Origin of the sequence: Leptospira soteropolitanensis (assembly GCF_026151655.1) — a bacterium.
In the GTDB taxonomy this organism is placed as follows: Bacteria; Spirochaetota; Leptospiria; order Leptospirales; family Leptospiraceae; genus Leptospira_A; species Leptospira_A soteropolitanensis.
Genome location: NZ_JAMQPN010000001.1, coordinates 129,152 through 153,067 on the forward strand (window position 1 = coordinate 129,152; position 23,916 = coordinate 153,067).

At 36.8% G+C, this 23,916-nt stretch carries 21 protein-coding genes; 18 read left to right on the top strand and 3 right to left on the bottom strand.

The features are described from left to right. Positions 1-50: 50 nt before the first annotated feature. The 8 genes from ND811_RS00620 (at position 51) to ND811_RS00655 (ending at position 12,104) form a co-directional block, all read left to right on the top strand. On the top strand, positions 51-1,958 hold the full coding sequence (locus tag ND811_RS00620) for a RecQ family ATP-dependent DNA helicase (protein WP_265350842.1): 1,908 nt from the start codon (positions 51-53) through the stop codon (positions 1,956-1,958). A 121-nt stretch (positions 1,959-2,079) separates the two neighbouring features. Then, positions 2,080-3,324, top strand: a complete 1,245-nt coding sequence (locus ND811_RS00625) for an amidohydrolase family protein (protein ID WP_238734667.1) — start codon at positions 2,080-2,082, stop codon at positions 3,322-3,324. Beyond that, complete coding sequence (locus ND811_RS00630; protein WP_265350841.1) at positions 3,314-5,398, top strand: sensor domain-containing protein; 2,085 nt, start codon at positions 3,314-3,316, stop codon at positions 5,396-5,398. Before ND811_RS00625 ends, ND811_RS00630 begins: the two co-directional genes overlap by 11 nt. A gap of 42 nt (positions 5,399-5,440) precedes the next feature. Then, positions 5,441-7,840, top strand: a complete 2,400-nt coding sequence (gene pheT / locus ND811_RS00635; protein ID WP_265350840.1) for a phenylalanine--tRNA ligase subunit beta — start codon at positions 5,441-5,443, stop codon at positions 7,838-7,840. A gap of 47 nt (positions 7,841-7,887) precedes the next feature. Beyond that, on the top strand, positions 7,888-9,849 hold the full coding sequence (locus tag ND811_RS00640; RefSeq protein WP_265350839.1) for a 7TM diverse intracellular signaling domain-containing protein: 1,962 nt from the start codon (positions 7,888-7,890) through the stop codon (positions 9,847-9,849). Positions 9,850-9,874: 25 nt separating this feature from the next. Then, positions 9,875-10,432, top strand: a complete 558-nt coding sequence (locus tag ND811_RS00645) for a gamma carbonic anhydrase family protein (RefSeq protein WP_407658862.1) — start codon at positions 9,875-9,877, stop codon at positions 10,430-10,432. A gap of 46 nt (positions 10,433-10,478) precedes the next feature. Beyond that, positions 10,479-11,705 (top strand): MFS transporter, encoded by a 1,227-nt coding sequence (locus ND811_RS00650; RefSeq protein ID WP_265350837.1) that lies wholly within the window; start codon positions 10,479-10,481, stop codon positions 11,703-11,705. A gap of 69 nt (positions 11,706-11,774) precedes the next feature. After that, on the top strand, positions 11,775-12,104 hold the full coding sequence (locus ND811_RS00655) for a DUF1330 domain-containing protein (protein ID WP_265350836.1): 330 nt from the start codon (positions 11,775-11,777) through the stop codon (positions 12,102-12,104). 215 nt (positions 12,105-12,319) lie between these two features. On the opposite strand, the gene ND811_RS00660 is transcribed toward ND811_RS00655, so the two are convergent. Next, positions 12,320-12,829, bottom strand: coding sequence for an acyl-CoA thioesterase (locus ND811_RS00660; protein ID WP_265350978.1), 510 nt, complete (start codon positions 12,827-12,829; stop codon positions 12,320-12,322). A gap of 87 nt (positions 12,830-12,916) precedes the next feature. Between ND811_RS00660 and ND811_RS00665 the strand changes: the two genes are divergently transcribed. Both ND811_RS00665 and ND811_RS00670 read left to right on the top strand, forming a co-directional pair. Then, a complete protein-coding gene (locus tag ND811_RS00665; protein ID WP_265377410.1) occupies positions 12,917-14,809 on the top strand; it encodes a putative bifunctional diguanylate cyclase/phosphodiesterase in 1,893 nt (630 codons plus the stop codon). A gap of 82 nt (positions 14,810-14,891) precedes the next feature. Next, on the top strand, positions 14,892-15,818 hold the full coding sequence (locus ND811_RS00670; protein ID WP_265350834.1) for a cation diffusion facilitator family transporter: 927 nt from the start codon (positions 14,892-14,894) through the stop codon (positions 15,816-15,818). Positions 15,819-15,828: 10 nt separating this feature from the next. On the opposite strand, the gene ND811_RS00675 is transcribed toward ND811_RS00670, so the two are convergent. Continuing rightward, the gene (locus ND811_RS00675) at positions 15,829-16,485 is read right to left on the bottom strand and encodes a DAPG hydrolase family protein (RefSeq protein WP_265350833.1); all 657 of its coding nucleotides are present in this window, start codon (positions 16,483-16,485) and stop codon (positions 15,829-15,831) included. Positions 16,486-16,613: 128 nt separating this feature from the next. Between ND811_RS00675 and ND811_RS00680 the strand changes: the two genes are divergently transcribed. Then, positions 16,614-17,270: a TetR/AcrR family transcriptional regulator gene (locus ND811_RS00680; protein WP_265350832.1), complete on the top strand. Its 657-nt coding sequence runs from the start codon at positions 16,614-16,616 to the stop codon at positions 17,268-17,270. Between the two features lie 62 nt (positions 17,271-17,332). Here ND811_RS00680 and ND811_RS00685 read toward each other — a convergent pair whose 3' ends face one another. Beyond that, positions 17,333-18,529 carry an MltA domain-containing protein gene (locus tag ND811_RS00685; RefSeq protein ID WP_265350831.1) on the bottom strand — a complete coding sequence of 399 codons (1,197 nt, stop codon included), beginning with the start codon at positions 18,527-18,529 and terminating at the stop codon, positions 17,333-17,335. A gap of 242 nt (positions 18,530-18,771) precedes the next feature. Between ND811_RS00685 and rpmH the strand changes: the two genes are divergently transcribed. The 7 genes from rpmH (at position 18,772) to ND811_RS00720 (ending at position 23,900) form a co-directional block, all read left to right on the top strand. Beyond that, the gene (gene rpmH, locus ND811_RS00690) at positions 18,772-18,933 is read left to right on the top strand and encodes a 50S ribosomal protein L34 (RefSeq protein WP_135635095.1); all 162 of its coding nucleotides are present in this window, start codon (positions 18,772-18,774) and stop codon (positions 18,931-18,933) included. A gap of 71 nt (positions 18,934-19,004) precedes the next feature. Then, positions 19,005-19,265, top strand: coding sequence for a ribonuclease P protein component (locus ND811_RS00695; RefSeq protein WP_265350830.1), 261 nt, complete (start codon positions 19,005-19,007; stop codon positions 19,263-19,265). After that, the gene (yidD, locus tag ND811_RS00700) at positions 19,262-19,489 is read left to right on the top strand and encodes a membrane protein insertion efficiency factor YidD (RefSeq protein ID WP_020776531.1); all 228 of its coding nucleotides are present in this window, start codon (positions 19,262-19,264) and stop codon (positions 19,487-19,489) included. Before ND811_RS00695 ends, yidD begins: the two co-directional genes overlap by 4 nt. 3 nt (positions 19,490-19,492) lie before the next feature. Next, positions 19,493-21,430 (top strand): membrane protein insertase YidC, encoded by a 1,938-nt coding sequence (yidC, locus tag ND811_RS00705; protein ID WP_265350829.1) that lies wholly within the window; start codon positions 19,493-19,495, stop codon positions 21,428-21,430. Between the two features lie 28 nt (positions 21,431-21,458). Next, the gene (gene jag / locus ND811_RS00710) at positions 21,459-22,190 is read left to right on the top strand and encodes an RNA-binding cell elongation regulator Jag/EloR (protein ID WP_135610591.1); all 732 of its coding nucleotides are present in this window, start codon (positions 21,459-21,461) and stop codon (positions 22,188-22,190) included. Next, positions 22,183-23,568 (top strand): tRNA uridine-5-carboxymethylaminomethyl(34) synthesis GTPase MnmE, encoded by a 1,386-nt coding sequence (gene mnmE, locus ND811_RS00715; protein WP_265350828.1) that lies wholly within the window; start codon positions 22,183-22,185, stop codon positions 23,566-23,568. The genes jag and mnmE overlap by 8 nt, the downstream gene beginning before the upstream one ends. 80 nt (positions 23,569-23,648) lie before the next feature. Then, the gene (locus ND811_RS00720) at positions 23,649-23,900 is read left to right on the top strand and encodes a hypothetical protein (protein WP_265350827.1); all 252 of its coding nucleotides are present in this window, start codon (positions 23,649-23,651) and stop codon (positions 23,898-23,900) included. Positions 23,901-23,916 lie beyond the last annotated feature (16 nt).

Here is a 23,916-nt window from a genome sequence, read left to right on the forward strand (position 1 = left end):
TAAGTATTTCCAGAACGCTGATTCTGTAAAATTGAAAAAATGAGGGTAAAATGGGGAATCTTATCGTTGACCCGTTCGGATTTGCAGAAATCTTGAGAGTTACCTTGGATCTACATTCGGAACTCAAAGCCAAATTCGGTTTTTCGGAATTTCGCCCAGGCCAAGAAGAGGCCATTCGTTCCGTTTTGAATGGCGAAGACACTTTAGCAATTTTGCCTACAGGTGCTGGAAAATCTCTTATCTACCAACTTCCTGCTGCTATCCAAAAAGACAAACTAACGCTAGTTATTTCCCCACTCATTGCCTTAATGAAAGACCAAACAGAGAGTTTACTTGCCAAAGGAATTCCTGCTGCTTTTTGTAATTCCACTCAAGATGAAGTGGAACAAATGACCATCCTTGCTAAATCGGTGAAAGGAGAAATTCGAGTCCTTCTTGTTTCTCCAGAAAGAGCACTTTCCAATGGATTTCTTCGTATCTTTCGAGAACTAAATTTATTTGCTCTTGTTGTGGATGAAGCCCACTGTGTTTCGCAATGGGGCCATGACTTTCGTCCCGAATACCGCCAAATACACGTTTTGCGGGAGCGTCACCCTCGTCCCCATTTCCCTATCCTGGCGCTAACAGCCACAGCCACTGCAAAAGTCCAATCCGATGTGCAAGCAGCACTGGGTATGAAATCTCCTAACGTGGTTCTTTCTACTTTTTATAGACCCAATTTAAAATTCAGTGTGGAATATCCTGCAGCCGAAAGGGACAAAGCCGATAGACTCATCGAACTATTAGAACCCTGGAAGGATGGAAGAAAATTTCCAGGTCGTGCGATTGTTTACTGTGCCACTCGGAAAAAAACTGACGAAGTGTACGATCTACTAAAAGACTTTGGTTTTTCTGTAGGGAAATACCATGCTGGACGAACAGATGGAATCAGGGAACGAACTCAGAATGCCTATACTTCTGGGAAAGTGCCCATCCTTGTGGCCACCAATGCTTTTGGGATGGGGATGGATCAACCTGATGTTCGTTTGGTGGTGCATTACCAAGTTCCTGCTTCTCTAGAAGCCTATTACCAAGAAGCAGGTCGTGCAGGAAGAGATGGATTGGATTCGGAATGTGTTTTGTTTTTTAAAGCCGGTGATGTGGCCACACAAGCCTTTATGTTATCCAAAGAAACAAACTTCAAAGGGGGAGATACTCTTCTCAAATACATTAAGGAATATGCAAACAAAGAAGAATGTAGGCAGGTTCAACTTTGTTCCTACTTTGGGGAAACCATTTCTCCTTGTGGAAGTTGTGATATTTGTACTGAGGTGGGAACCAACCTCCATCGTTCTCATTTTTTAAAATCAGAAGCGGCCAAAGTCCAAAAGAAAAATGAAAAAAGAGATTATCCTCTCTCTGATTGGGAAGAAGAAACCATTCAGAATTTTTTAAAAGAACATCCTGCCGTATTTGGAAAAACCATCATCGCCAAAACTCTTGTAGGCAAACGTACAAAAGATGTCCTAAGATACAGGATGGAAAGAAATCCTTTCCACGGAAAATTGGATGGAATTCCAGAAGAAGCAGTGATCGCAAAATTAGAAACTTGGGTGGAAGAAAAAAAAGTTTTGGTGGCCGGAGCCAAATACCCCAAACTCTATTTACCCAATTTTGTAAAAACTAAATCTCGAACTACATCATCTAACTCTGATGATACGAATTCTTCACCATCGAAATTAAAAAAACCACCTACACTCAATTCTCAAATTTTAAAAGAACTGATTAACTACCGAGATCGTAAGGCCAGACAACTCAAATGGAAGAAGTTTATGGTATTTCAAAATCCTGTCCTCAAACGAATTGCCGAAAGAAAACCTAGGAACCTTTCGGAACTAGAAGCCACAAAAGGTGTGGGGCCAGCAAAAGTAGAACGGTTCGGAAATGATATTATTGAAATCTTATCCAAGTGGGACTAAGATTCTAATTTTTTTTCCGTACCTTTGGAACTTGCGAACAGGGTTCTAGACTCTCGAATCCAAAGTAAATTCCCTTGAAACTTTCCATGACTCTTAGAATCTGCAGATTCATAGGGGCAAAATGGAAAAAATTGCAGGAAAGATCGTCACTCATGAAAGGGAATTTGAAGGTACAATTGAATTTGATTCAAGTACTGGACTCATCACAGGAGTGAGAGAAGGTATTGATCCTGATGCACATCAGTTTTCTGAAGGTTCGGTGATTTTTCCCGGTTTTGGTGATATTCACATCCATGCAAGAGAAGATGTAAGTGGAAAACATACTTACAAAGAAGATTTTGTTTCAGCGGGGAATGCTGCCATCAACGGCGGTGTGATTCATGTGGCTGATATGCCAAACAATCCTGTTCCTCCCATTGATGATGAGTCATACTCCGCCAAACAAGCGCTCACCAAAAAAGCTCCTATTCATATCACCTTGTATGCAGGCATTGGCCCTCATACCAAACCTTTGGAAAAAAAAGTTCCCTATAAAGTGTTTATGGGCCCATCCATTGGAGAATTATTTTTTCATGACAATGCTTCTTTAGAAGAAGTGATCAAACACTACGAAGGCCAAGACATTAGTTTTCATTGTGAAGATCCAGAGATTCTCGTGGCCAACCAATCACAACCCACACATGAAAAAAGACGTCCCAAAGAAGCAGAAACCGTAGCTACTGATTTTGCTTTGTATTTAATCGAAAAATACAATTTGAAAGGAAAACTCTGTCATTATTCTACAAAGGATGGTCTTTCAAAAATCGTCGCAGCTAAAAAAAGAGGAGTGAATGTGACTTGTGAAGTGACACCCACTCATTTGATGTTTGATACAGATATGTTAACAGAAACCAATCACAAATGGTTTCAAATGAACCCACCACTTCGTGGTAAAGAAGACCGAGAAGCAATGGTCCGTGGGATTTTGGATGGGCATATTGATTATTTAGCCACAGACCATGCCCCTCACTCCATTGAAGAAAAACAAAAAGGGACAAGTGGAATCTCCCAACTGGATACGTATGGGTTATTTGTAACCTATATGATACTCAAACTAAACATTCCGATGACTACTGTAGCAAAAATTTGCGCCAAAAATCCGGGAGAGTTCGTAGCACCCTACTTACCCGACAAATTTGGGAAGGGTGTTGGAATTATTAATCAAGGTTATGCGGCGAATTTTTCTGTCTTAAATTTAAAAAAACCAGTTGAATTTAAAAAATCAATGGTTAAAAGTAAGTCCGGTTGGTCACCCTTTGAAGGATTCCAATTTCCTGGATCTATCGAAGCAGTTTACTTTTTAGGCAAAGAAATACATGCAAAATGAGCCATTAGGCAGTAATATTCTCTCCGGACTCACAGTTAAATCGCTCCTCGCCGAATATCCAAACAGTTTTCAAGTCATGGATTGGGAGGGAACTTTTATTTCCGTTACCGAAAGATTTGCCAAGTTTCTTGAATTTTCTCCAAAAGAGATTGCCGGTAAGTCTATTCTTGATTTTACACAAGAAGACGATAAAGAAAATACAAAATATACTTTTGATAGTTTGGGTGAGAATCCGAATATTTTAAATTTCGAAAACAGGCTCGTTACAAAATCCAAGGAAGAAGTTTGGATCATTTGGTTACTCATCCCATTACGAGAATCAAAAATCATTTTAGCTTTTGATCGCGATGTGACCATTCAAAAAGATATATCTTTTGAGTTCCTCCTCCAACAACAAAAGTACAAATCTATTTTTGATAACTTACCTATGGGCATTGCCATCACCGATGAAAAAGGTAAAATTGTAGAAACAAACAAAACAGCCAGAAATTATTTTAACATTCAAGATGGAGAACTTTTAAACAGAACTTTAAACATTCGAAAGTATACTCTTATCCAACCCAATGGAAATAAAATTTATCCACGTAAATCAAGTCTTATGCGTGCACTTCGTCACAAAGAAGTCATTCGAAATATGGAAATTGGTCTCATCAAAGAAGATAAAATTACTTGGTTTGATATTTTAGCGACTCCCATTCCACTTGAAAACTTTGGACTTGCCGTTGCCTTCCTCGACATCACACAAAGAAGACATGCAGAAGAAAAAATTGCCTATATGGCTTTTTTTGACCAACTAACAAACTTACCAAATCGTAATTCCCTTATCGACAAACTATTTCCTATTTTTGAAGAAGCAAGAAGACACGGAAATCTAGTTGGAATTCTTGCGATTGATTTGGATAACTTTAAAATCATCAATGATTCTCGTGGCCATGACTTCGGTGATAAAATCATCAAATTAGTTGCTTACCGAATTAGAGAAAGCATTCGCGTTTATGATTTGATTAGTAGACAAGGTGGAGATGAATTCACCGTTGTATTACCCGATTTATCAAATGAAAGAGATGCTGCGGTAATTTCTGAATCAATTTTAGATGCGATGACACATCCCTTTGTGATTGATGGGGAAAGAATTTTTGTAAACATATCCATCGGGATCGCACTTTATCCAACAGATGGAAAAGACTCCAACACACTTTTAAAAAATGCAGACAGTGCACTGAACTTGGCTAAGTCCCAAGGTAAAAACTGTTATGTATTTTTTACGGAAGAACTGCAAACCGTTGTGGCGGAACGATTAGAAATCGAAAACCGAATGCGAATTGCCATCATCGAAAATCAATTTACTTTGATGTACCAACCTAAAATAGATCTTTATACAAAAAAACCAGTGGGTGTTGAGGCTCTGATACGTTGGCGTCATCCAGAACGAGGACTTATTTCTCCTAACGTATTTATTCCTATCTCTGAAGAAACAGGAATGATTTTAGCCATCGGGGAATGGGTGATTAAATCTGCCATCCAAACTATGCGAATTTGGAAAGATGCAGGGATAAACGATGTTTCTATGGCTGTAAATATCTCCACCAAACAGTTCAAACACGAGAAATTGATTTCTACCATCGCAGAAAATTTAAAACTTTTTAAAGTGGATCCACACGACTTGGAAGTGGAACTTACTGAAAGTTCGGTAATGGAAAACGCTGACGAAGCGGTTCGGACCATGCAAGAAATTCGGAAACTAGGTGCGAAAATTGCCATTGATGACTTTGGAACTGGCTACAGTAGTTTGGGTTATTTGAAAAAACTACCTATCTCTTCCTTAAAAATTGACCGCTCGTTTGTGTCTGAAATCACTTCCGACAAAGATTCAAAAACCATCATTCATGCAGTTTCCAACCTAGCGCATAACCTTGGTTTAATTGTAGTCGCCGAAGGGGCGGAAACGGAGGAACAAGTAAGTTTACTTGCAGAAAGTGGTGTGGATCTGATTCAGGGGTTTTTCTTTGCTAAACCGATGACTTCCGAGGATTGCCTTCATTTTCTGAGGACAGAACTTGGAATTTCGGATTGACCCGTTCGGTTTCCCACCGTTTCTATCAATTAAGGATTTCACTTGAAACTTTCAGTTGATTGGTTAAACGAATTTACCCCGCTCTCCCAGGTCCCATTCGAAAAGGTTCTGGAAAAAATTAATACATCCATTTGCGAAATTGATGATGTGGAAGAATTTAAAGTCCACCTATCTTCAGTTATCACAGTCAAAATCAAATCACTGGAAAAACATCCGAATGCAGAAAAACTGCAAACCACCATTGCTACAGATGGTTCTAAAGATTACCAAATTGTCACTGCAGCAACGAATGTAAAAGCCGGAGACATCGTTCCTTTGGCTCTACCAGGAACCAAATTAGATGGAAAAGAAATTTTAGATTCGGAACTAAGAGGGGTCCGTTCGCAAGGCATGTATTGTTCTGAAAAAGAATTGGGATTAGCTTTAGAATCCTCTGGAGTTTTGATTTTTCCAGAGAACACAACAATCGGAATTTCTGTGCGTAAACTATTTTTATGGGAAGATACGATTCTCACGATTGATAATAAATCCATTACACATAGGCCAGACCTTTGGAATCATTTTGGATTTGCTCGTGAGCTTGCATCCCAACTTCGATTGCCATTAAACGATTTTCCTTTCCGAGCAGATATTAAATTTGAATCAGGAAATGACGGACTTTCTGTTACCACAACAGATCACGCACATGCGTATTACGTTTGTTCCATTCAAGATGTAAACATAACCCCTTCCAATCCAAAAATCAAATCAAGACTTGAAAAATGTGGTATTCGTTCTATTAATAATGTAGTGGATGTTTCCAATTATCTTTTGTTGGAACTTGGACAACCTACACATTTTTTTGATCGCGATAGATTACAATCTACCACTTTCTCTGTTGTGAAGTCAAAAGAAGGTGACTCTTTCCCTTTATTAGATGATACAACTCCTAAATTACAAAAAGATCTTCTCCTCATTCAAAATGGAAAAGATCCTGTAGCTTTAGCAGGTGTTATGGGAGGAAAAGATTCTGCGGTCATCGATTCTACCAAAAACATAGTTATGGAATCAGCAGTTTTCAAAAGAGAAGATGTTCGTTATACCATTCGTAAAACTAATATCCGCACAGAATCTGCGGTTCGTTATGAAAAAGGATTAGATAGTTTTACTTGTTTGCCGGTCATCAAACGTGCCGTTCAATTGCTCAAAGAAAACGGAAATCCAAAAATTAAAGTATTTGAACCACAAGGATTCAACCATACCGAATCTAAATCTGTTACGATCAAAACCAATCTCACTTTCCTTCGCCATAAATTAGGAAAAAACATATCCCAAGAAGAAGTAACAGAAATTTTAAAACGGTTAGGATTTACTGTTGCAAACCAAGGAGAAGAATTATCAGTTCTTGTTCCTAAATATAGACAGAACTATGATGTTACCATTCCAGAAGACCTTGTGGAAGAAATTGGAAGGACCATTGGATATGCATCCATCCAAACACAAGCGCTTTCAATGGCAGTGGAAACACCCATTCGAAATCCATTGCGTGAATTAGAAAGAAGGGTTAAAAACTTCCTAGCATTGGAAATCGGATTTAATGAAGTTTATAACTATTCTTTTGCTTCTCCGACAGATGCAAAATTAGAAGAAGCACATGAAAGTTCATCGCTAAAAATTGCAAATGAAATGCCAGACGAACACTCGTTACTACGAAACAGTTTGTATCCTGGATTAATCAAACAAGCTAAACTCAACCAAGACCGATTTGATTCAGTTAACTTGTTTGAATTAGGTCGGACTTATCACAAAGAAAAAAATGGTCCCGAATTAGCAGAAGAAAGACGTTGGATCTCAATCCTATCTCTTTCCAAAAACAAACCAAATGACCTAACCGCAGTGGAATTGGAATTTCTACAATTAAGGGAAACTATTTCGGAACTCTTTCAGTATTTAAATCTTCCGAATTTTCAGTGGTCTAAAACTTCCAGGAATTATTTCCATCCGAATGCAGGACTAATTCTTTCCTATGGAGAAGCAGAAATCGCAGAATTAGGGATTTTGCATACTCGTTACGCTGATGAATACGACTTAAAACGTCGTGCTATCCTATCCAAAATCAATATGGAATTGTTAGTTGAGATTTGGGAAAAACTGGGAAGAATCTCACATTTTGTTCCGCCATCCAATTTTCCTCAAGGCCAACTCGATCTTTCTTTACTCATGAACGAAAAGGAATCTACGGAATCTTTTGCGGACTTAGTAAAAACAATGAAAATTCCAGAACTAAAATCCGTGTTTGTTCAGACAATCTTTAGAGGAGATTCTGTAGGAGAAGGAAAAAAATCTGTCACTTATCGATTTCAGCTTATGTCCTATGATAAAACATTTACACAAGAAAGGTTTAAGGAACTTTCCGACTCGCTTGTCGAAGCGGCCAAAAAGAACGGATTTAACTTAAGATAAATTTGCTTTGACAAATCCCGATTTTTATCGGGAAATCATCCGAGTTTATGCGGACACTCCTAACACTTATTTTGTCGGGTCTACTTTTGTCTTGTTCCCGACTAGAAATCCAAAAATCCATTACGGATGATAGTTTTGTGCCGCAAAAAATTGATTATGCGATTGCTGCAAATCTAGATACTAATTTTCAAAAACTTCGATGGACACCTATCTTTAAAAATAATCTAAGTTTAGGTTTTCAATCGGATCATGTTTATCTTCGTATCAAAGCAAATAACCCCACCGCCTTTAACAAACTAATACTTGATTTAGGAAACCCTCACCTTGATATGGTTCGAGTTTATGAAGAAGGAAATCCAGAACCAATCAAAGAAGGTGGTGATTTTATTGCTCATTCACATTGGGATGCTTTTTCCAAATCGATTGCTTTCGAATTAGATTGGAAAGAAAATGAAACAAAAACATTAATATTAGAAACTAAATCATCTTCTAATATTAGTTACTTGATCCGTTTTTACCCGAAAGAAACATTTTATTTAAAAGAAAATTTAGAAAATACCATACTTGGTTTTTTCTATGGAACCATATTCATTATGGTAATTTATAACTTATTTATTTTTTTTATACTCAAAGAAACAGCATATATCTCTTATTCCATTTCCATTTTTTTCAATCTGACGCTGCAGATGTATTTAAACGGTATCTTAAACCAAATAATCACCTTAGATCATCCAGAAATTCACAATCGGATTGGAAGTATTATTGTGACTTGTTCGGCGGTATCCGGTTGGACTTTTGCACAACAAACATTAAATCTTAGAGAATGGAATCCCTGGTCTCACCGTTTGATTCAATCCTTAAAAGTTATTGTGCTATTTTATATTTTAATTCCTTACTCTTATCTACCCATCGGAATAGCAGTTCGATTAGGAAATCTGATAGCTCAAGTTTTCGTAGTTTCGGTTCTTGTTGTGGCAATTGTCAATTACAGCACAGGTAATAAACAAGCACGTTTGTTTCTTATTGGCTGGGGAACATTACTCTTTGGAATTTTAATGTACACATTGATGCAAAATGGAATACTACCTGTAAACGCATTTACAATTTATGGAAACCAAATTGGTTCTACTTTAGAAGCAGCCATTCTATCTTTAGCACTTGCAAACAAAATTAATGAATTAAAAGAAGAAAAGGCAAATACTCAGGCAGAGGCTCTTGTCACTCTTGAAGAAAAAGTAAGAGAAAGAACAAAAACTTTGGATGAATCTTTAAATTTGATTAAAAAAGATTTGAATGTAGCAAAAAAAATCCAAAAAACTTTGTTCTCAGATATTAAAACAAGTGATCCAAGAATTCATTTTCATTCTTACTACCAATCAATGTCAGAAGTTGGTGGAGACTTTTACGACCTAACACAAGTAAAACCAGACTATTATCGTATTTTTGTAGCAGATGCCACAGGTCATGGAATCCAAGCAGCCCTTATCACAATGGCGATTAAAGCGGAATATGAATCTCTCAAAATGATTTATGATCATCCTGATGATTTAGTATTTCATATGAACCAAATCTTTATCAACAAATACAGTAATATCCAAACTATATTTACTTGTTCCGTTTGTGATATTGATTTAAAAAACAAATTACTGTTTTATGCATCAGCAGGTCATCCAGATCAGATTCACCAAAGGATTTACGATATAAAACTCCTTCCAAGAACTGGAAAAATAATTGGACTTATGGATCATACCCAATATAGACTCATCGAACACCAAATCGAAGAAGGTGATCGTATTTTTCTTTTTACCGACGGAATTTTCGAACAATTCAACGAGGAAAAAGAACTTTTTGGAGAAGATCGTTTGTATGAAATTTTAAAAGAGAACCTAAAAATGAGTTTAGATCATACTATGGCCAAGGTACTGAGTGAGTTATCTTCATTTACAGAAGGTGATGCAAAACAAGACGACATTACATTTATCGGTTGCGAAATTCAAAGTCTAAGTTGAATTTGATTCCATGTCCTATTCAGAAATTCCTGTTTTCGCTAAGCCCTTCATTCACCCTGCAGCAACTGCCTTTGGTATGGTCGAATTCGGAACTTCCGTATCTTTATGGCCAGGGGCTGTCGTTAGAGCTGATATGAACACAATCAATTTAGGAAGTTATGTAAATATCCAAGACAATTCCACTTTACACACTGATAGTACAAGTCCCATTTCAATCGGTGAATGGACATTAGTTGGTCATAATGTAATGATTCATGGCTGTAAAATTGGAAAAGGTGTTCTCGTAGGCATCGGTTCTATCATTCTCGATAATGCAGAGATTGGAGATGGTTCTCAAATTGCCGCAGGGTGTATGATTCGTGGTGGAAAAAAAATTCCTCCCCGTTCCCTTGTGGTCCCCAATGGTTCCGATATCAAAATTTTTCCTGGTAAAGCAAAGCCAGAATTAACCGTTGCGGGATGTATTGAATATGCGCATCTATCGGTTCGTTATGAAAAAAATATCTTCGTACCCTTCCAAAAGGAAGAAGAAGTTCATTTTTTATCGCAAGCCAAACAAATCATAGAAAAGTTAGGTATCTAACGTTTTAATCGGGGAAAATTCCTACTTTCTAAAGCTTACTTTTTATATGAAAAAAATAATAGATAAACTACAAATTCTTGGGATTTTTTCCATCACTCAGACTGTATTTCAAATTGGAACTGTGATGATTATGGCTGTCTCGGCCCTTGCGGGACAAACGATTGCCCCTTCCCCAGAATCCGCATCTTTGCCAATTTCATTTGTTATCTTAGGAACTCTACTCGGTCTTGTGCCTGCTTCTCGATTGATGAAATGGAAAGGGAGCAAATTTGGTTTAATTACTGGAACCATAATTGGTATTTGTGGTGCAATTCTAGCCTCCTATTCCATGTATGATAGGAATTTTGTCCTTTTTTCCATAGCACATTTGTTATACGGATTTCATCAGGCATTTGTACAATATCTACGATTTGTCGCAATGGAATCGGTTCCATCGCATGATAGGGCAAGTGCTTTATCATGGATATTGATTGCAGGAATTCCTGCGGCTTTTTTAGGTCCTTTGGCTGGACTTCAGGGAAAGCAACTTTTTCCAAACTCCTTATATTTAGGATGTTATTTAATTTTAATTTTTAGTTTGAGTTTACAGTTTTTCTTTATTTTATTTTTACCTACACCTAACAAAGAAATATCGAATACCACTCAAGCTACCAATCATCCTTCACCAAGGTCATTGGTTCGCCCCTTTTCTTATCATATCCAAAATTTGGGGCTGTGGGTCTCTATCTTAGCAACTGCTTTTAGTTTTGGACTTATGGCTATGCTTATGTCTGCAGTTCCAGTCGCAATGAAATCACATGGCCACGAAATGTTTGCCTCAACAAAAGTTTTGCAATGGCATGTTTTAGGGATGTACATTCCTTCTTTTTTCTCAGGTCAATTGGTGCGAAAAATGACGGCTCCTTATTTGATTCTTCTGGGAATTTTTGTCATGGGTTTAGAAAGTTTCGCCGCACTGCAAGGAACTGACTTTTTACCTTTTGCGGTGGCTCTGATTCTACTTGGTATCGGTTGGAATTTTATGTATGTAGGTGGCACGAACTTACTTGTAGAACAGTACCATCCCGCAGAAAAAAACACAATCCAAGCTGTAAATGATACAATCGTATATTCTTTTGCAATTCTTTCTACCTATAGCGCAGGTTATTTGGAGCATAAAATTGGTTGGTTGTCCCTCAATTTAGTGAGTGTCCCATTTTTAGTTTTTGTTGCTATTTTTACTGTATATTACATACAAACCAAAAAGCGGAAAGTGGAACAAAACCTACTTTGAAACATTGCAAAAACTTTGTTTTTGGTAGATTCAATAAGAATATTTAACTTAAATTATGTGAGTTTAGCTATGGAAAAAGAACTATTATCATTGGAAACAATTGTCGGCCTACAGGTAAAAGACGATGATCTTTACACAAAATATAGAACTGAAATGAAAAGTTTATTAGAAACATACGAAGGCGGGTTTCGGTATGATTTCAAAATCCAGGAAACATTAAAATCAGAAACAAAAAATCCCATTAATCGAGTGTTTCTCATTTATTTCAAAAATAAAGAAAGGAAACTCAGTTTTTTTTCTGATCCTGAATATAAAAAAATAAGAGAAAAATATTTTGTTCCTTCCGTTGAAAGCACTACTCAGATTGCTGAATATGAAAGATTTTCTGATTCCAACTAAAGAATTTTCATTGTCATAATGACCTACCTAAAGTTTAAACAAACCTTTATGTTCAGTTGGTATGTCGGATTTTTATTGATGTGGGTTGTCATCTGGAATTTAGCAGTTTTACCAGTTAACATTCTTTTGTATGCAATACCTTTCAGTCTTTTAGAAACCTATTTGGCTACGTGGGTTGTATATAAATTCAAATAAAACTAAAACCACTTCTATCGTTAAATAATTTTCCTTCCGGCTTTGATTTTGGCCGCGAAATCCTTTGCCATTTCAATCCGGAGTTTACCTTCAGCAAACCGACGTTTCTCCAAGTCTGTTTCTAACCGTAGAGGAGGAACAGCACAAGGTTTTTTATTTTCATCCAATGCAACAAACGACAAATAGGCGGTAGTGGCTCTGACCATATCTCCCGTATAAGGATTTTCGCGATTTACCTGAACACCAACTTCCATCGAAGTGGTTCCAACATAATTTACCATAGCCTTTAAATTCACATGGTCACCGATTTGAATCGGTGTTATAAAATTGATGCGATCGATACTAACAGTTACTGCTTCGCGACCTGAATGCCTTTGGGCTGACATAGCGGCAATTAAATCAATCCAGCTCATAATGGCACCACCAAACGCTGTTCCGTAATGATTGGCATCATTGGGAAGTACTATATGCCTTGTTTCTACAGCCGATTCCTGTGGAGACTTCGCAGGTAATAAATTAAGATTCGTCACAATGAGGATATCTTCCTCTTGACCAATTGCCAAGAAAAGGCTTTTTTAAGAATTCTGGACGAGTTCTTCTCGTCTGATAATATACCAATGGTAGCAGACAAAAACAAATATGTCTATTGGACTAAATTCCAAAAAGATACAAGTCCGTTACTACGTCGATTTCTTTTAGCAGCTTCCGGTTTATTTGCCATAGCCGCAAGCTTACACATTCTTCCCCTACTAACACAGCAAGGTGAGGTGGATTTTCTTTTCTTCGCAGTCGATCTTAGTTTCTCCGGGATTCTATTTTTAGAATATTTACTAAAGAACAAAGTACCACTAATCATTCGTGTTTTTAGTTTAATCACTGCAACGGTGTTCCTCTCTGTATTGTCCTATGTCCGCAGCGGACTTCTTGGAAGCGCAGAAATCTCATTAACATTTATGGTTGTTTCTTTTTATATATTTCTTCCACCAATAGTAAGTTTGGTTTCTTCTATCATAATATCTTTATTACCTGCTTTATTCGGAGGTATCATTTATATTGGTTGGCTTCGTTTTCCTGATTCCCTGGGTATCCGAAACAATAATCCTAGAGAATGGATTTTTAATTCTATTAGCTTAATTTTATTTTCAGTCTTAACCGGTTTTTTAATCCAAAGACTGCGTTCCAAATTGATTAAAAATATAGTTTATCTCAAGGAATCCAGAAGCAAAATATTAAAATCACAAAAACACATCGACAAATTAGCATTTTACGATTCACTTACACATTTACCAAACAGGCATTTATTTGATAAACTAATTCAAAATAGAATCAACTCCGGTATTTCAGAATCCTTACTTCTTTTAATCAATTTAAAAGGATTAAAAGTAATCAATGCACTACATGGCATTGAATTTGGAGATCAAATTTTAACTTTAACTGGATGTGTTTTAAAGTTATATACGGATGAAAAACCGGACATTCTAGTTGCTAGTTTAGGTGGTGATGAATTTATTCTTTGGATTGAAAATTCTACAAAATCAAAAATCGAAGAGGCCATTGTAAATTTTGATCTCAATAACAATGAATTGCTGACTCCAGAACGACTTGGTCACAGGTTACAATACCGAGTTTCAGGAATCCAATTTCCAAATGATGCAACAAATCTGGACGAAATGACTAGAAAACTATCGATAGCTATGAATGTGGCCAGGGATGGAATCTTAACAAAATTAGTTTGGTTCCAAGCAGGGATGGAACAAAAAATTGAAAGAGAACAAAAATTAAAAAACTATTTAGAGAAGGCAATCAATAACAGTAACTTCAAAATCGCTTATCAAGAAAAGGTCGATATCACTTCCAAAAAAACTGTAGGACTCGAAGCACTTGCTAGGTGGAGTTTACCTGAATTTGGAGAGGTAGCTCCAGATGAATTTATACCCATCATCACCAATTCCGAGTTAATTGTTCCATTCGGGAAATGTATTTTCGAAAAAGTAATATCTCATATCCCGAAGTTATTGGATTTATATGGAAACCAAATTAAGATATCTATCAACATCTCCCCAATATTCTTTTTATATCCCAACTTCAACGAATACATTATTCATTATTTAATGGATCACAAAATTGATCCCAAATATCTCATCTTCGAAATCACAGAAGATGTATTTTTAGATGAAATAGAGACTATCCAACAGATTGTATCAGAACTCAGATCAAAAGGAATTTCTGTTTCGCTAGATGATTTTGGAAAGGGTTATTCCTCTCTTCATTATATGCAAAAAATACAATTTGATGAATTAAAAATTGATAAATCATTTTTGAATGACATCGCCTGTTCGGATAGAAATTTTCTACTCTTAGAATCTATTTGTCATTTAGCAGATTCCTTAGGACTCAAAACCATTGCGGAAGGAATCGAAAGTGAAGAACAACTACAAAGACTAAAACAAACCACTTGCCATGTGGTCCAAGGTTATTTGTATTCAAAACCTCAGATTTTATTTGATTGAAGATAACGATTTTACAATTTCAGTTTAATTTCTTTTCTTTCTTTAGTTGCAGAGAAAAAACAAATTTGAAAATCTATCCCGTATGGGACTAGGTCATACTCATTCTAAACACGACCATCACTCACACGATCATAACCATCTTCATTCAACTTCCTCGTCTAAAAATTTGGCTTGGGCATTTGCGCTTAACTTAAGTTTCTCTATACTAGAATTAATCGGGGGATTTTTTTCCAATAGCATCGCCATTATCTCCGATGCCTTCCATGACTTTGGTGATGCCTTATCTCTCGCGCTTGTTTGGTATCTACAAAAAGTTTCGACAAAACCGGAAGACAATTATTTTGACTACGGTTACAAACGATTTTCCATTCTCGGAGCACTTATCATTTCAATCATTTTATCCGTTGGTTCCATCTTTATGATTATCGAATCAATCAAAAGATTTATCACTCCTGAAGAGACCAAAGCTGATGTTATGTTTGCGCTCGCCATCATTGGAGTAATTGTCAATGGTGCTGCAATGATTCGTCTCAACCACGGAAAGTCATTAACAGAAAAAGCAGTGTTTCTACATTTTTTGGAAGATATACTCGGTTGGATTGCAGTGCTTATTGGTAGCGTTGTTATGATGTATTTTCAATTTCCTTGGTTTGACCCTTTGCTTTCCTTAGGGATTGCACTTTGGATTTTATGGAATGCTTATGGTAATATCAAACAAGTTATGGTTGTGATGTTACAAGCAGTGCCGGAATCAGTCGATCGGCATCATCTTATCGAACATTGGGAAAAAATCAAAGGCATTCAATCAATTCATGATATCAAAATTTGGAGTTTGGATGGAAACCACCATGTAGCTTCCTTACATGTATTAATTGAGAAAAATGTAAAATTAAATGAGTTCGCAGAGATCAAAGAAAAAATAAGAAAGGTTGCTTTAGAATTTGAAATCATCCATACAACCATCGAACTTGAAACAGATGCTGAACAATGCGAACTCCATACCAAATGAAAATTTTCACTTAACGGGAATTTTCATTTTCCTTCTTATAAAGAGGTGGTAAAAATCTTTCAAACTGACCCACCTCTTCAATATTATGTTTGATCCAATGAAAACCATGTTGTTTGTCAAAAAACAAAAACTCAAAGATGGGGCGTAACCACTTAAAACTAAGACCCTTCCAACCAACGATCAAACAATTTTCATAACAAGTTCCACCCTCAGTCTTCTTAAAACTATATTCCATTCTTGCTATCGGTAAAAAGCCATACAGTTTTGGATTATGAATGAAACCTTCCTCATCTAATTTTTCAATAGGACTTACCACGTTTACCAAATAGTTTTTATTCCTTCCTAAGTATTCTACGATTCTAAGTTCTGCCCCAGGTCCTACACTCCCATCAGGTTTTCTTTTTTCATAACTGACATGTACATGGTCTTCAGGATGCCAAACATGATAACGATTATAAATTTTCCCTTCATATTCAATATCACCTTCTAAATGTTGGAACCACCAAACCAACATTTTTGGATGCACTCCTTTGATTGTATCATGCCTGATCCAGTATTTTACTCTCCCGTCCGGTAACACTTCCCTTCCTGATTCTGCCGATTCCACCAATTTCCTATTCCACTGAATTTCCAACTTTGGAAGTAAACCCAATTGAACCTTTTTCATTCCGACTCCTATTGTATAGTAAATGCTATACTTTCGCTATTTCAATGTAAAGTAAATACTATACAAAAAATCAATCGAAAAATTATGCCGTCCTGAAAAAATGATTCCAATCGAACTTGGGAGAACCCATGAAACTGACTCTAAAGTTATTACAAAACGAATTTGATTCTTATAAAAGCCCTCAATCAGAAAAAGAAAAAAACATCGTAGAAGCAGCAGAGGAAGTTTTTGCAGAATTAGGCTTTGCCGGAGCTACAACTGCGGAATTAGCGAAAAGGGCAGATGTAACAGAACGAACTCTCTTTAAATATTTTCCTTCTAAGAGTGATTTATACAGACGAGTTCTATCTGGATTATTATTATCAACGATTGTTCCAGGCCATATGTCAGACCTCAAAGATAGATTACAAAACCTGAAACCAAACTTCAAAGAATGGTATATTTCCATTTTAAAAGCGAGATACGCTGCCGTCGCAAAAGAGCCCCAAAAATTAAAACTTCTTCTCGGTGCCCTTCTTTTCTCAAAAGAATTTTCTGAGATCTTTGGGAATCTTTGGAAAATAAACTTATATGATACTTCCGTAGAGGCCATCCAATACTTTCAAGGAATAGATGAAATTAGAAAGGATTTAGATCCAAATCAAATTGTGAGGGCTTCCTTTAGTTTAGCCGCAAGTTTTTTAATCACTAAATTTGTATTGGCACCAAAGTATCCTATAGATTCAGACAATGAAATGGAATCCATTTTTTCTATTTTCTATCAAGGAATCGAAAATGAAAAGTAAACGATACAAACTTGTTTGGAAAATTTAATTTTAGAATCTCTCTTTGGTTTAGTTTTCTTTATCTAATCACTTCGGTTCGTTTTTTCTTTTTTAGGAAGTAATAAAATTACCTTTCCTTTGGTTAATAGATTGTTGGCAACTTCTTCCACTCCGTTTTCGCTTCCTAAATAATAATCTAATCTCCCAACACCTGTAATAGCATTACCTCTGTCATGGACGAACACCAAATGATTGTTTACTGACCATTCATTTGATTGAAAAGATAATAGAACAGGAAACCCCAAAGGAACATCCTTATCCATAGCAACAGAACGAAATGAAATCAAACGAATCCCTTGACTCCCGAATGGACCCAATACCGCGTTTACATCCTTATGTTTTGACTTTGGTAGATTTTCTCTTTCAAAAAAGATATATCTAGGATTTTTAAATATTGCATCTGTTACTTCCGTGGGTTTTGACTGCAAACAAGAGAAAAGATGATAAGGTTTGAGACTGGGGCATATCCCTTTAAGAAAAACAGAAGGGCTAATATAATCCTTACCGTTATCTGCAGCATAATTGATCCGAAACATTTCCTTTGTTTCCGATTGAACCAAAGCTGATCCTTCTAATTGCGCTAAATGTAAATCTGTCAATCGTAGGAAAATGATTGGCTTAGAATATCTCTCCCAAGTAGTCTTATCTTTCCATCGATCTCTTGGAAAAAATTTTGGATTTTCACCTGAAAGAGAATCCGATTTAGGTGGTGACAACACAGGATATTGGTAATCGCCTTCCGGTTTAGTTTTACCATAAATTCGTACTTCATAATAAGCTGTTATCGTTGGGGGTCCTTCCGCTGAACTTAATTCCTTCAATTCAAAATGTTTTTTGATTTCATTTTGAATTTCAAAATGCGATTTATCCTGTATTTTTTTTTCTAGTTCCTCTAAGGATTTAAGCACCAGATCCGTGGAATACTCCTCTCGCCCAAAATAAAATTTGTTATCTTTTGGAATCTTTTTGAAATACCCAATCGATTCCCTTAAAGCGGCCTCCAAATAAATATCTTTTACGGGGTTAGTTTTTTCAATGGAACGAGAAGTTTGAGAATTGAAAACGAAAGACCGATTGGTTTTCTCCTTATTTTGGGGTTCCGCCTTTAGATCCATAGTGGCAGTCGAAAACAAACTAAGTCCCAAAACAATTACGGCAAATTTGATCCTCAGACAAAAAGCTAAGTCAATCCTTCTAGTGAGTACTTTGCCATTGCCCATAGGATCTTGTTATCTTCTCTACTTCGATTCAGAAAACCATTAAATGGTAGGAAGGGATGATAACTTGGACTCAAGGAATCAACATGTATGGTGATCTCTCAGGAAAGTTTTTGCCTTATGTCTCATAAGAAAGGCCCTGTCCAATCATTTTTCCCAATTCCCCTTGACTTCCCTGGGGGTACCAAAAACCTTTCAAAAGACCTCATATTTTTGCGATCATATATAGATTAATTAGGTGTTTCATGAAACGTACATTCCAACCGAGTAAAATTAAACGCGTGAGAACTCACGGATTCCGAGCCAGAATGGCTACCCCAGGCGGAAGAAATGTGATTGCCGCACGAAGAAGAAAAGGACGCGCAAAATTGACTGTTTCCGACGAAAAAATCGGGAGAAAGTTCTAATTTAGGAGCTTCCAGCGGAGACCCTTCGCGACCAAACCAGGATCCAGGAACTTTTTCGTCAGAATCGAAAAATGGGCAGGCCACCCATGCGATGGCTTGTCCGAAAAAACGGCCTTCCGTTTGCCAGTTTTTTATTTTGCCCCGATAAAACTCACAAAACAGCCGTTCTTCGCAACCATTCAAAACGAATTCTCCGGGAGCTGGTTAGGAAATATCTTTCTTCGATACCTGTAGGATACGATTGTGCCCTACTCGTTCAGAAAGATTTTGCGAAACTATCTAAGGAAGATCGAGAGGTGCTTTTCCTTTCGGTACTAAAACAATTCCCATGAATCGGCTGTTTTTGGTTCTTATTTACCTCTACAAAAAACTGCTGTCCCCTCTATTGCCTCCGGCTTGCCGGTTTACCCCCAGTTGTTCTGAATACGCCAAACAAGCGTTTGAAACTTATCCTTGGTATAAAGCACTTGTTCTTAGTGTAGTCAGAATATCAAAATGTCACCCTTACCATGAAGGTGGACATGATCCTTTACCGAAATCCTTTAACAAGAGTTAACTTATGCAAAATGATTCCACTAACAGACAAGGTCGTTTATTCCTCGCGCTATTTCTCAGTTTAGCAGTATGGATGGGGATTAACTATTTCTTCTTTCCACCACAACCACCGAAACCAAAAACCGCTGATGAGGCTTCCAACAAGGAAGGCTCAGAAAAAACAACAGATCAAAAATCCGAAATCAAAAAAACAACAACGGAAACTACAAAGTTAAATCCAGTAAAACCAGAAGATGTAAAAACCTTCTCATTAAAAACGGATTCTTTCCTTGTTCATTTCTCCAGTTTGGGTGGAAGGATCACAGAATATTACATTAAAGACCATAAAGAACCAGATGGTTCCGAGTTTGTCATTGCAAGAGACCCTAAATTTCAAATTGAGTTTGATGGCCAAACAGAAAAAGCTGTGGAACTTACACGAGGCCAAGGTTTTGACTTCAACATCATTGAAGACAAAGATACCATTCCTTTTTCAGCATATAACTTGGTGAACTTTAGTTCTAGTTATAATGCAGAAACAAAAACTGTGATTTTCGAAGCACCTTCGTTAGATGGTAAATACACAATCCAAAAGAAATTCCAGTTTTTTCCTTCTGAAAACTATTTTAAATTCCATTTAACACTTAAGAACAGATCAAACGAAACCATTAATATCTCTCCATCTAAATCTGATGTTTACTTTAGATCCTTTAGTTCTCTTGGACCGGTATTAAAGAAAAAAGAAGATTTTAATGACCGAGACAATGCTCACTACTTCCGCTATTACTACTTGGATGGAAGTTTTAAAGATCACGTCGATGGAACCAGCACACAAGGTTTTTTTGATAACCTCTTTGGTTCAAACGAAGGAAAAGACACTCGGTACGAAATTAAAAAAGGTTCTAATGACAAAGTGGATTTTGTGGGAACAGGAAGCCGTTACTTCATCGGTGTCATTGACCCACTGAATGACAACCCTGCAGGAGTCCTTCTTGATAATCGAAAAGGAAACGAAACAGGAGTCCTTCTTGTTTATGACAATTGGAAACTCGGACCAGGTGAAGAAGTAAACTTAGATTATGCAGCGTATGTAGGTGTTCGAGAACTTGACGGGACTGCATTCCGTGACAGTAAACTCGATCCAAAAATTAACAAAGACTCGGCGTTTGCGGGCCTTAGTGATTCTCTCGACAAATCTTTTAACCAAGGGATTACAACCCCGCTTCGTAACGGAATTGTTTGGATCTTAAAAAAGATTTATTTAGTGATACCTAATTATGGTTGGGCGATTGTCATTTTTGCGATCCTCTTTAAATTAGCCTTTTATCCGCTAAACAAAAAACAGGCGGAATCGATGAAGAAGATGCAGGAGTTATCTCCGCAAATCAAACTTATCAATGAAAAGTACGCAGATGATCCTAAACTCAAACAAGAAAAAACGGTAGAGTTATACAAAAAGAACGGAACTAATCCGATGGCGGGTTGCCTTCCTATGCTCATCCAAATTCCTATCTTCATCGCACTATATACTGCGTTCTCTGATACAGTGGATCTTTGGAACTCTCCTTTTTTATGGATTAAAGATTTAAGTGAACCAGATACAGTTTACACCACTCCAAAGTTAGCGTTTATTGGAGCTCTTGGAATCAACATTTTACCTCTCATCATGGTTGCAACGCAAGTAGTTCAATCCAGAATGACAACTGTTTCCACTGATCCAAACCAAAAGATGATGATGTACATGATGCCAGTAATCATGTTATATTTCTTCTGGTCAATGCCTGCTGGTGTAACAATGTATTGGACCATGCAAAATATTCTATCCATCGCACAACAAGTGTATACGAATAAATTTGGTAAATCAGAAGACAAAAAGCCAACAAATAATGGCCCAGAACCAGCAAACAAAGCTTCGACGGTAGCTCGACCTGGATTCAGAAACCAAAACAAAAAGAAAAAATGAAATCATTGTTTAACAAGGAAGATTACAGATGAATAATTACATTTTCGAAGCCGAAGGAAAAACGAAAAGTGAGGCAGAAGAATATTCTCTCGAAACACTTCGTCTCCAACCAGGCGATTTAAGATTCGAAGTAGTTGATTCCGGGAAATCCGGATTTTTAGGAATCACACAAAAAAAACCTGCCGTTGTACGTGCGTTTGTTGCAAACAACGATATCCCATCCGAAAAAATTATCCACGGAGTAATCATTACTATTTTGAAAAAAATGGGAATTCCGGCTGAGGTAGTAGGAATGGGTGATGTAGATGGAAAAATCTATGTCGAACTTACTAGTAAAGAATCTGGACTCATCATCGGAAAAAGAGGAGGCACTTTAGATTCTCTTCAATTCCTACTAAACCTAATGGTTGATCCAAAAATTCGTCATAACCGAAAAATTGTATTGGATATTGAATCTTATCGCGACAAACGCGAGTTATCTCTTATTCGATTGGCAAAATCTATAGCTGCATCCGTGATCAAATCAGGAAGATCTAAACTATTAGATCCAATGAATCCTTTCGAAAGACGAATTGTACACATGGCAATTCAAGATGACGAAAGAGTATTCACAAGGTCAGAAGGAAACGGAACTTTTAAAAGAGTTCGTGTTATCTCTGCAAAAGAAAAACATAAATACAAAGATTTGGAAGATCCTTCTAAAAAAGGCCTTCCTGTAGAAGACTTTGCAGACGGAGTAGACCAAGAAGATCTTGATTGATACCATCGCGGCATTGTCCACCGCCCAAGGTCCCGGAGCGATTGGCATCCTTCGGGTATCGGGCTCTGCCGCATTGCCCATTGCCCTTGCCGTTTTACATAAAAACGGATCTTCACTCACTGAAGAATTCATTTTAAATCAAAAACGTACAGCTATTTTCTGCGACTTTGTCGATGCAGAAAAACCATTAGATCAAATTGTATTTTTTTATTTTCCTTCACCTAACTCATACACTGGTGAAGATTTGGCCGAGTTTCATTTACATGGAAATCCGATTCTACTCAAACGTGCCTTACAAATTCTTTTTGATAAAGGAGCAAGACCTGCACAGAAAGGTGAGTTCACCAAAAGAGCTTATCTGAATGGAAAAATTAATTTATCAGGTGCAGAGGCCATCGGCCGGCTAATTGAAGCACGCTCCCGATACGAATTGGAATTAGCTCAAAAAAACGTATTTGGCGAAATCACAAAATTAAGTTCTAAAATCAGAAGTGATCTCATTTCACTCAAAGCTGAATGCGAAGCAGAAATTGATTTTTCTACGGAAGACTTAACTTTTGAAAGTTTAGAAGAAAGAAAAAATAGAATGATTTCTCTAAAGAACCTTTGCACAAAATTAATCAAGGATTCTGAACGTGCAGATACTTTAATTTTGCAATCCACTGTTGTGTTATTTGGAGAACCAAATACTGGTAAGTCGAGCCTTATGAACTTACTCATTGGAAAAGACCGATCCATAATCTCTGACGTTCCAGGAACTACGAGAGACTATATTGCTGAAGAATTGAGTTTAGATGGAATTCCGATTCGATTGGTGGACACTGCGGGAATTCGAGAAACTTCTGATAACATAGAACAGATGGGGATCGAAAGAAGCAAAAGAGAAGCCGATAGCGCCAATGTAAAACTTCTTTTGATAGATGTTTCTTTACCATTCGACAAAAGTTCGTTTTTGCAGAAACATAAAGAAAGACTTCACGGTGCCATTCTTGTTGCTAATAAAATCGACGAAAAACATAAAGATTGGAACCGAAACCAATTAGAAGAATTGCAAAATGAATTCAAGTTGGACATTACAGAAATATCTTGCAAAACAAAAATTGGGATTTCCCATTTATTAGAACTCTTAAAAACAAAACTCACCTCTAACGACAATTCAGAAGATGTGGTTTTACTAGAAGACAGACAAAGATTTCATATTCAAAAAATTGAATCCAATCTTTCGGAAGCCATTCGGTTGATGGAAGATAACGCACCTGCAGAAATTTATATCCAGGAAATCAATTCATCCCTCAAAGAAATTGGCGAAGTCAACGGTCATGTGGATAATGAAGAAATTTTGGGAAGAATTTTTAGTAAGTTTTGTGTTGGTAAATAATTCACAAAAATCTCAAAATTTGAGATTGTCTAATCTCCCAAATAGTATCTAATAAGTCCACATTCCATACGAGGTAAAAAATGAAAAAAATTCTTGTGATTCTCTCTATTTTCTCTTTCAGCACTTTTGGTCTGTTTGCTCAAACAGAAGCAGACGAAGAGCCAACTATGCAAACTGAGGAAGCTTCCGAAACCGTTAAACCAAAAAAAGAAAAAATGAATAACAAAGACGGTGAGAAAAAAGAGAAAAAAAACAATAAAAATGGCGAGAAAAAGGCTAAAAAAGCTAAGAAAGCCAAAAAAGAGAAAAAAGCTAAGAAAGACGCAGAGTAATCTAATCTTTCTCAAT

Bases quoted from the DNA above. Each gene is read 5' to 3' on its own strand.
- ND811_RS00675 (WP_265350833.1), bottom strand. From the start codon at position 16,485: ATGAAAAAGGTTCAATTGGGTTTACTTCCAAAGTTGGAAATTCAGTGG.
- jag (WP_135610591.1), top strand. From the start codon at position 21,459: ATGAATAATTACATTTTCGAAGCCGAAGGAAAAACGAAAAGTGAGGCA.
- ND811_RS00625 (WP_238734667.1), top strand. From the start codon at position 2,080: ATGGAAAAAATTGCAGGAAAGATCGTCACTCATGAAAGGGAATTTGAA.
- ND811_RS00695 (WP_265350830.1), top strand. From the start codon at position 19,005: ATGGGCAGGCCACCCATGCGATGGCTTGTCCGAAAAAACGGCCTTCCG.
- ND811_RS00655 (WP_265350836.1), top strand. From the start codon at position 11,775: ATGGAAAAAGAACTATTATCATTGGAAACAATTGTCGGCCTACAGGTA.
- yidD (WP_020776531.1), top strand. From the start codon at position 19,262: ATGAATCGGCTGTTTTTGGTTCTTATTTACCTCTACAAAAAACTGCTG.
- ND811_RS00650 (WP_265350837.1), top strand. From the start codon at position 10,479: ATGAAAAAAATAATAGATAAACTACAAATTCTTGGGATTTTTTCCATC.
- ND811_RS00685 (WP_265350831.1), bottom strand. From the start codon at position 18,529: ATGGGCAATGGCAAAGTACTCACTAGAAGGATTGACTTAGCTTTTTGT.
- ND811_RS00665 (WP_265377410.1), top strand. From the start codon at position 12,917: ATGGTAGCAGACAAAAACAAATATGTCTATTGGACTAAATTCCAAAAA.
- rpmH (WP_135635095.1), top strand. From the start codon at position 18,772: ATGAAACGTACATTCCAACCGAGTAAAATTAAACGCGTGAGAACTCAC.
- ND811_RS00680 (WP_265350832.1), top strand. From the start codon at position 16,614: ATGAAACTGACTCTAAAGTTATTACAAAACGAATTTGATTCTTATAAA.
- ND811_RS00720 (WP_265350827.1), top strand. From the start codon at position 23,649: ATGAAAAAAATTCTTGTGATTCTCTCTATTTTCTCTTTCAGCACTTTT.
- ND811_RS00640 (WP_265350839.1), top strand. From the start codon at position 7,888: ATGCGGACACTCCTAACACTTATTTTGTCGGGTCTACTTTTGTCTTGT.
- ND811_RS00620 (WP_265350842.1), top strand. From the start codon at position 51: ATGGGGAATCTTATCGTTGACCCGTTCGGATTTGCAGAAATCTTGAGA.
- ND811_RS00670 (WP_265350834.1), top strand. From the start codon at position 14,892: ATGGGACTAGGTCATACTCATTCTAAACACGACCATCACTCACACGAT.
- yidC (WP_265350829.1), top strand. From the start codon at position 19,493: ATGCAAAATGATTCCACTAACAGACAAGGTCGTTTATTCCTCGCGCTA.
- ND811_RS00630 (WP_265350841.1), top strand. From the start codon at position 3,314: ATGCAAAATGAGCCATTAGGCAGTAATATTCTCTCCGGACTCACAGTT.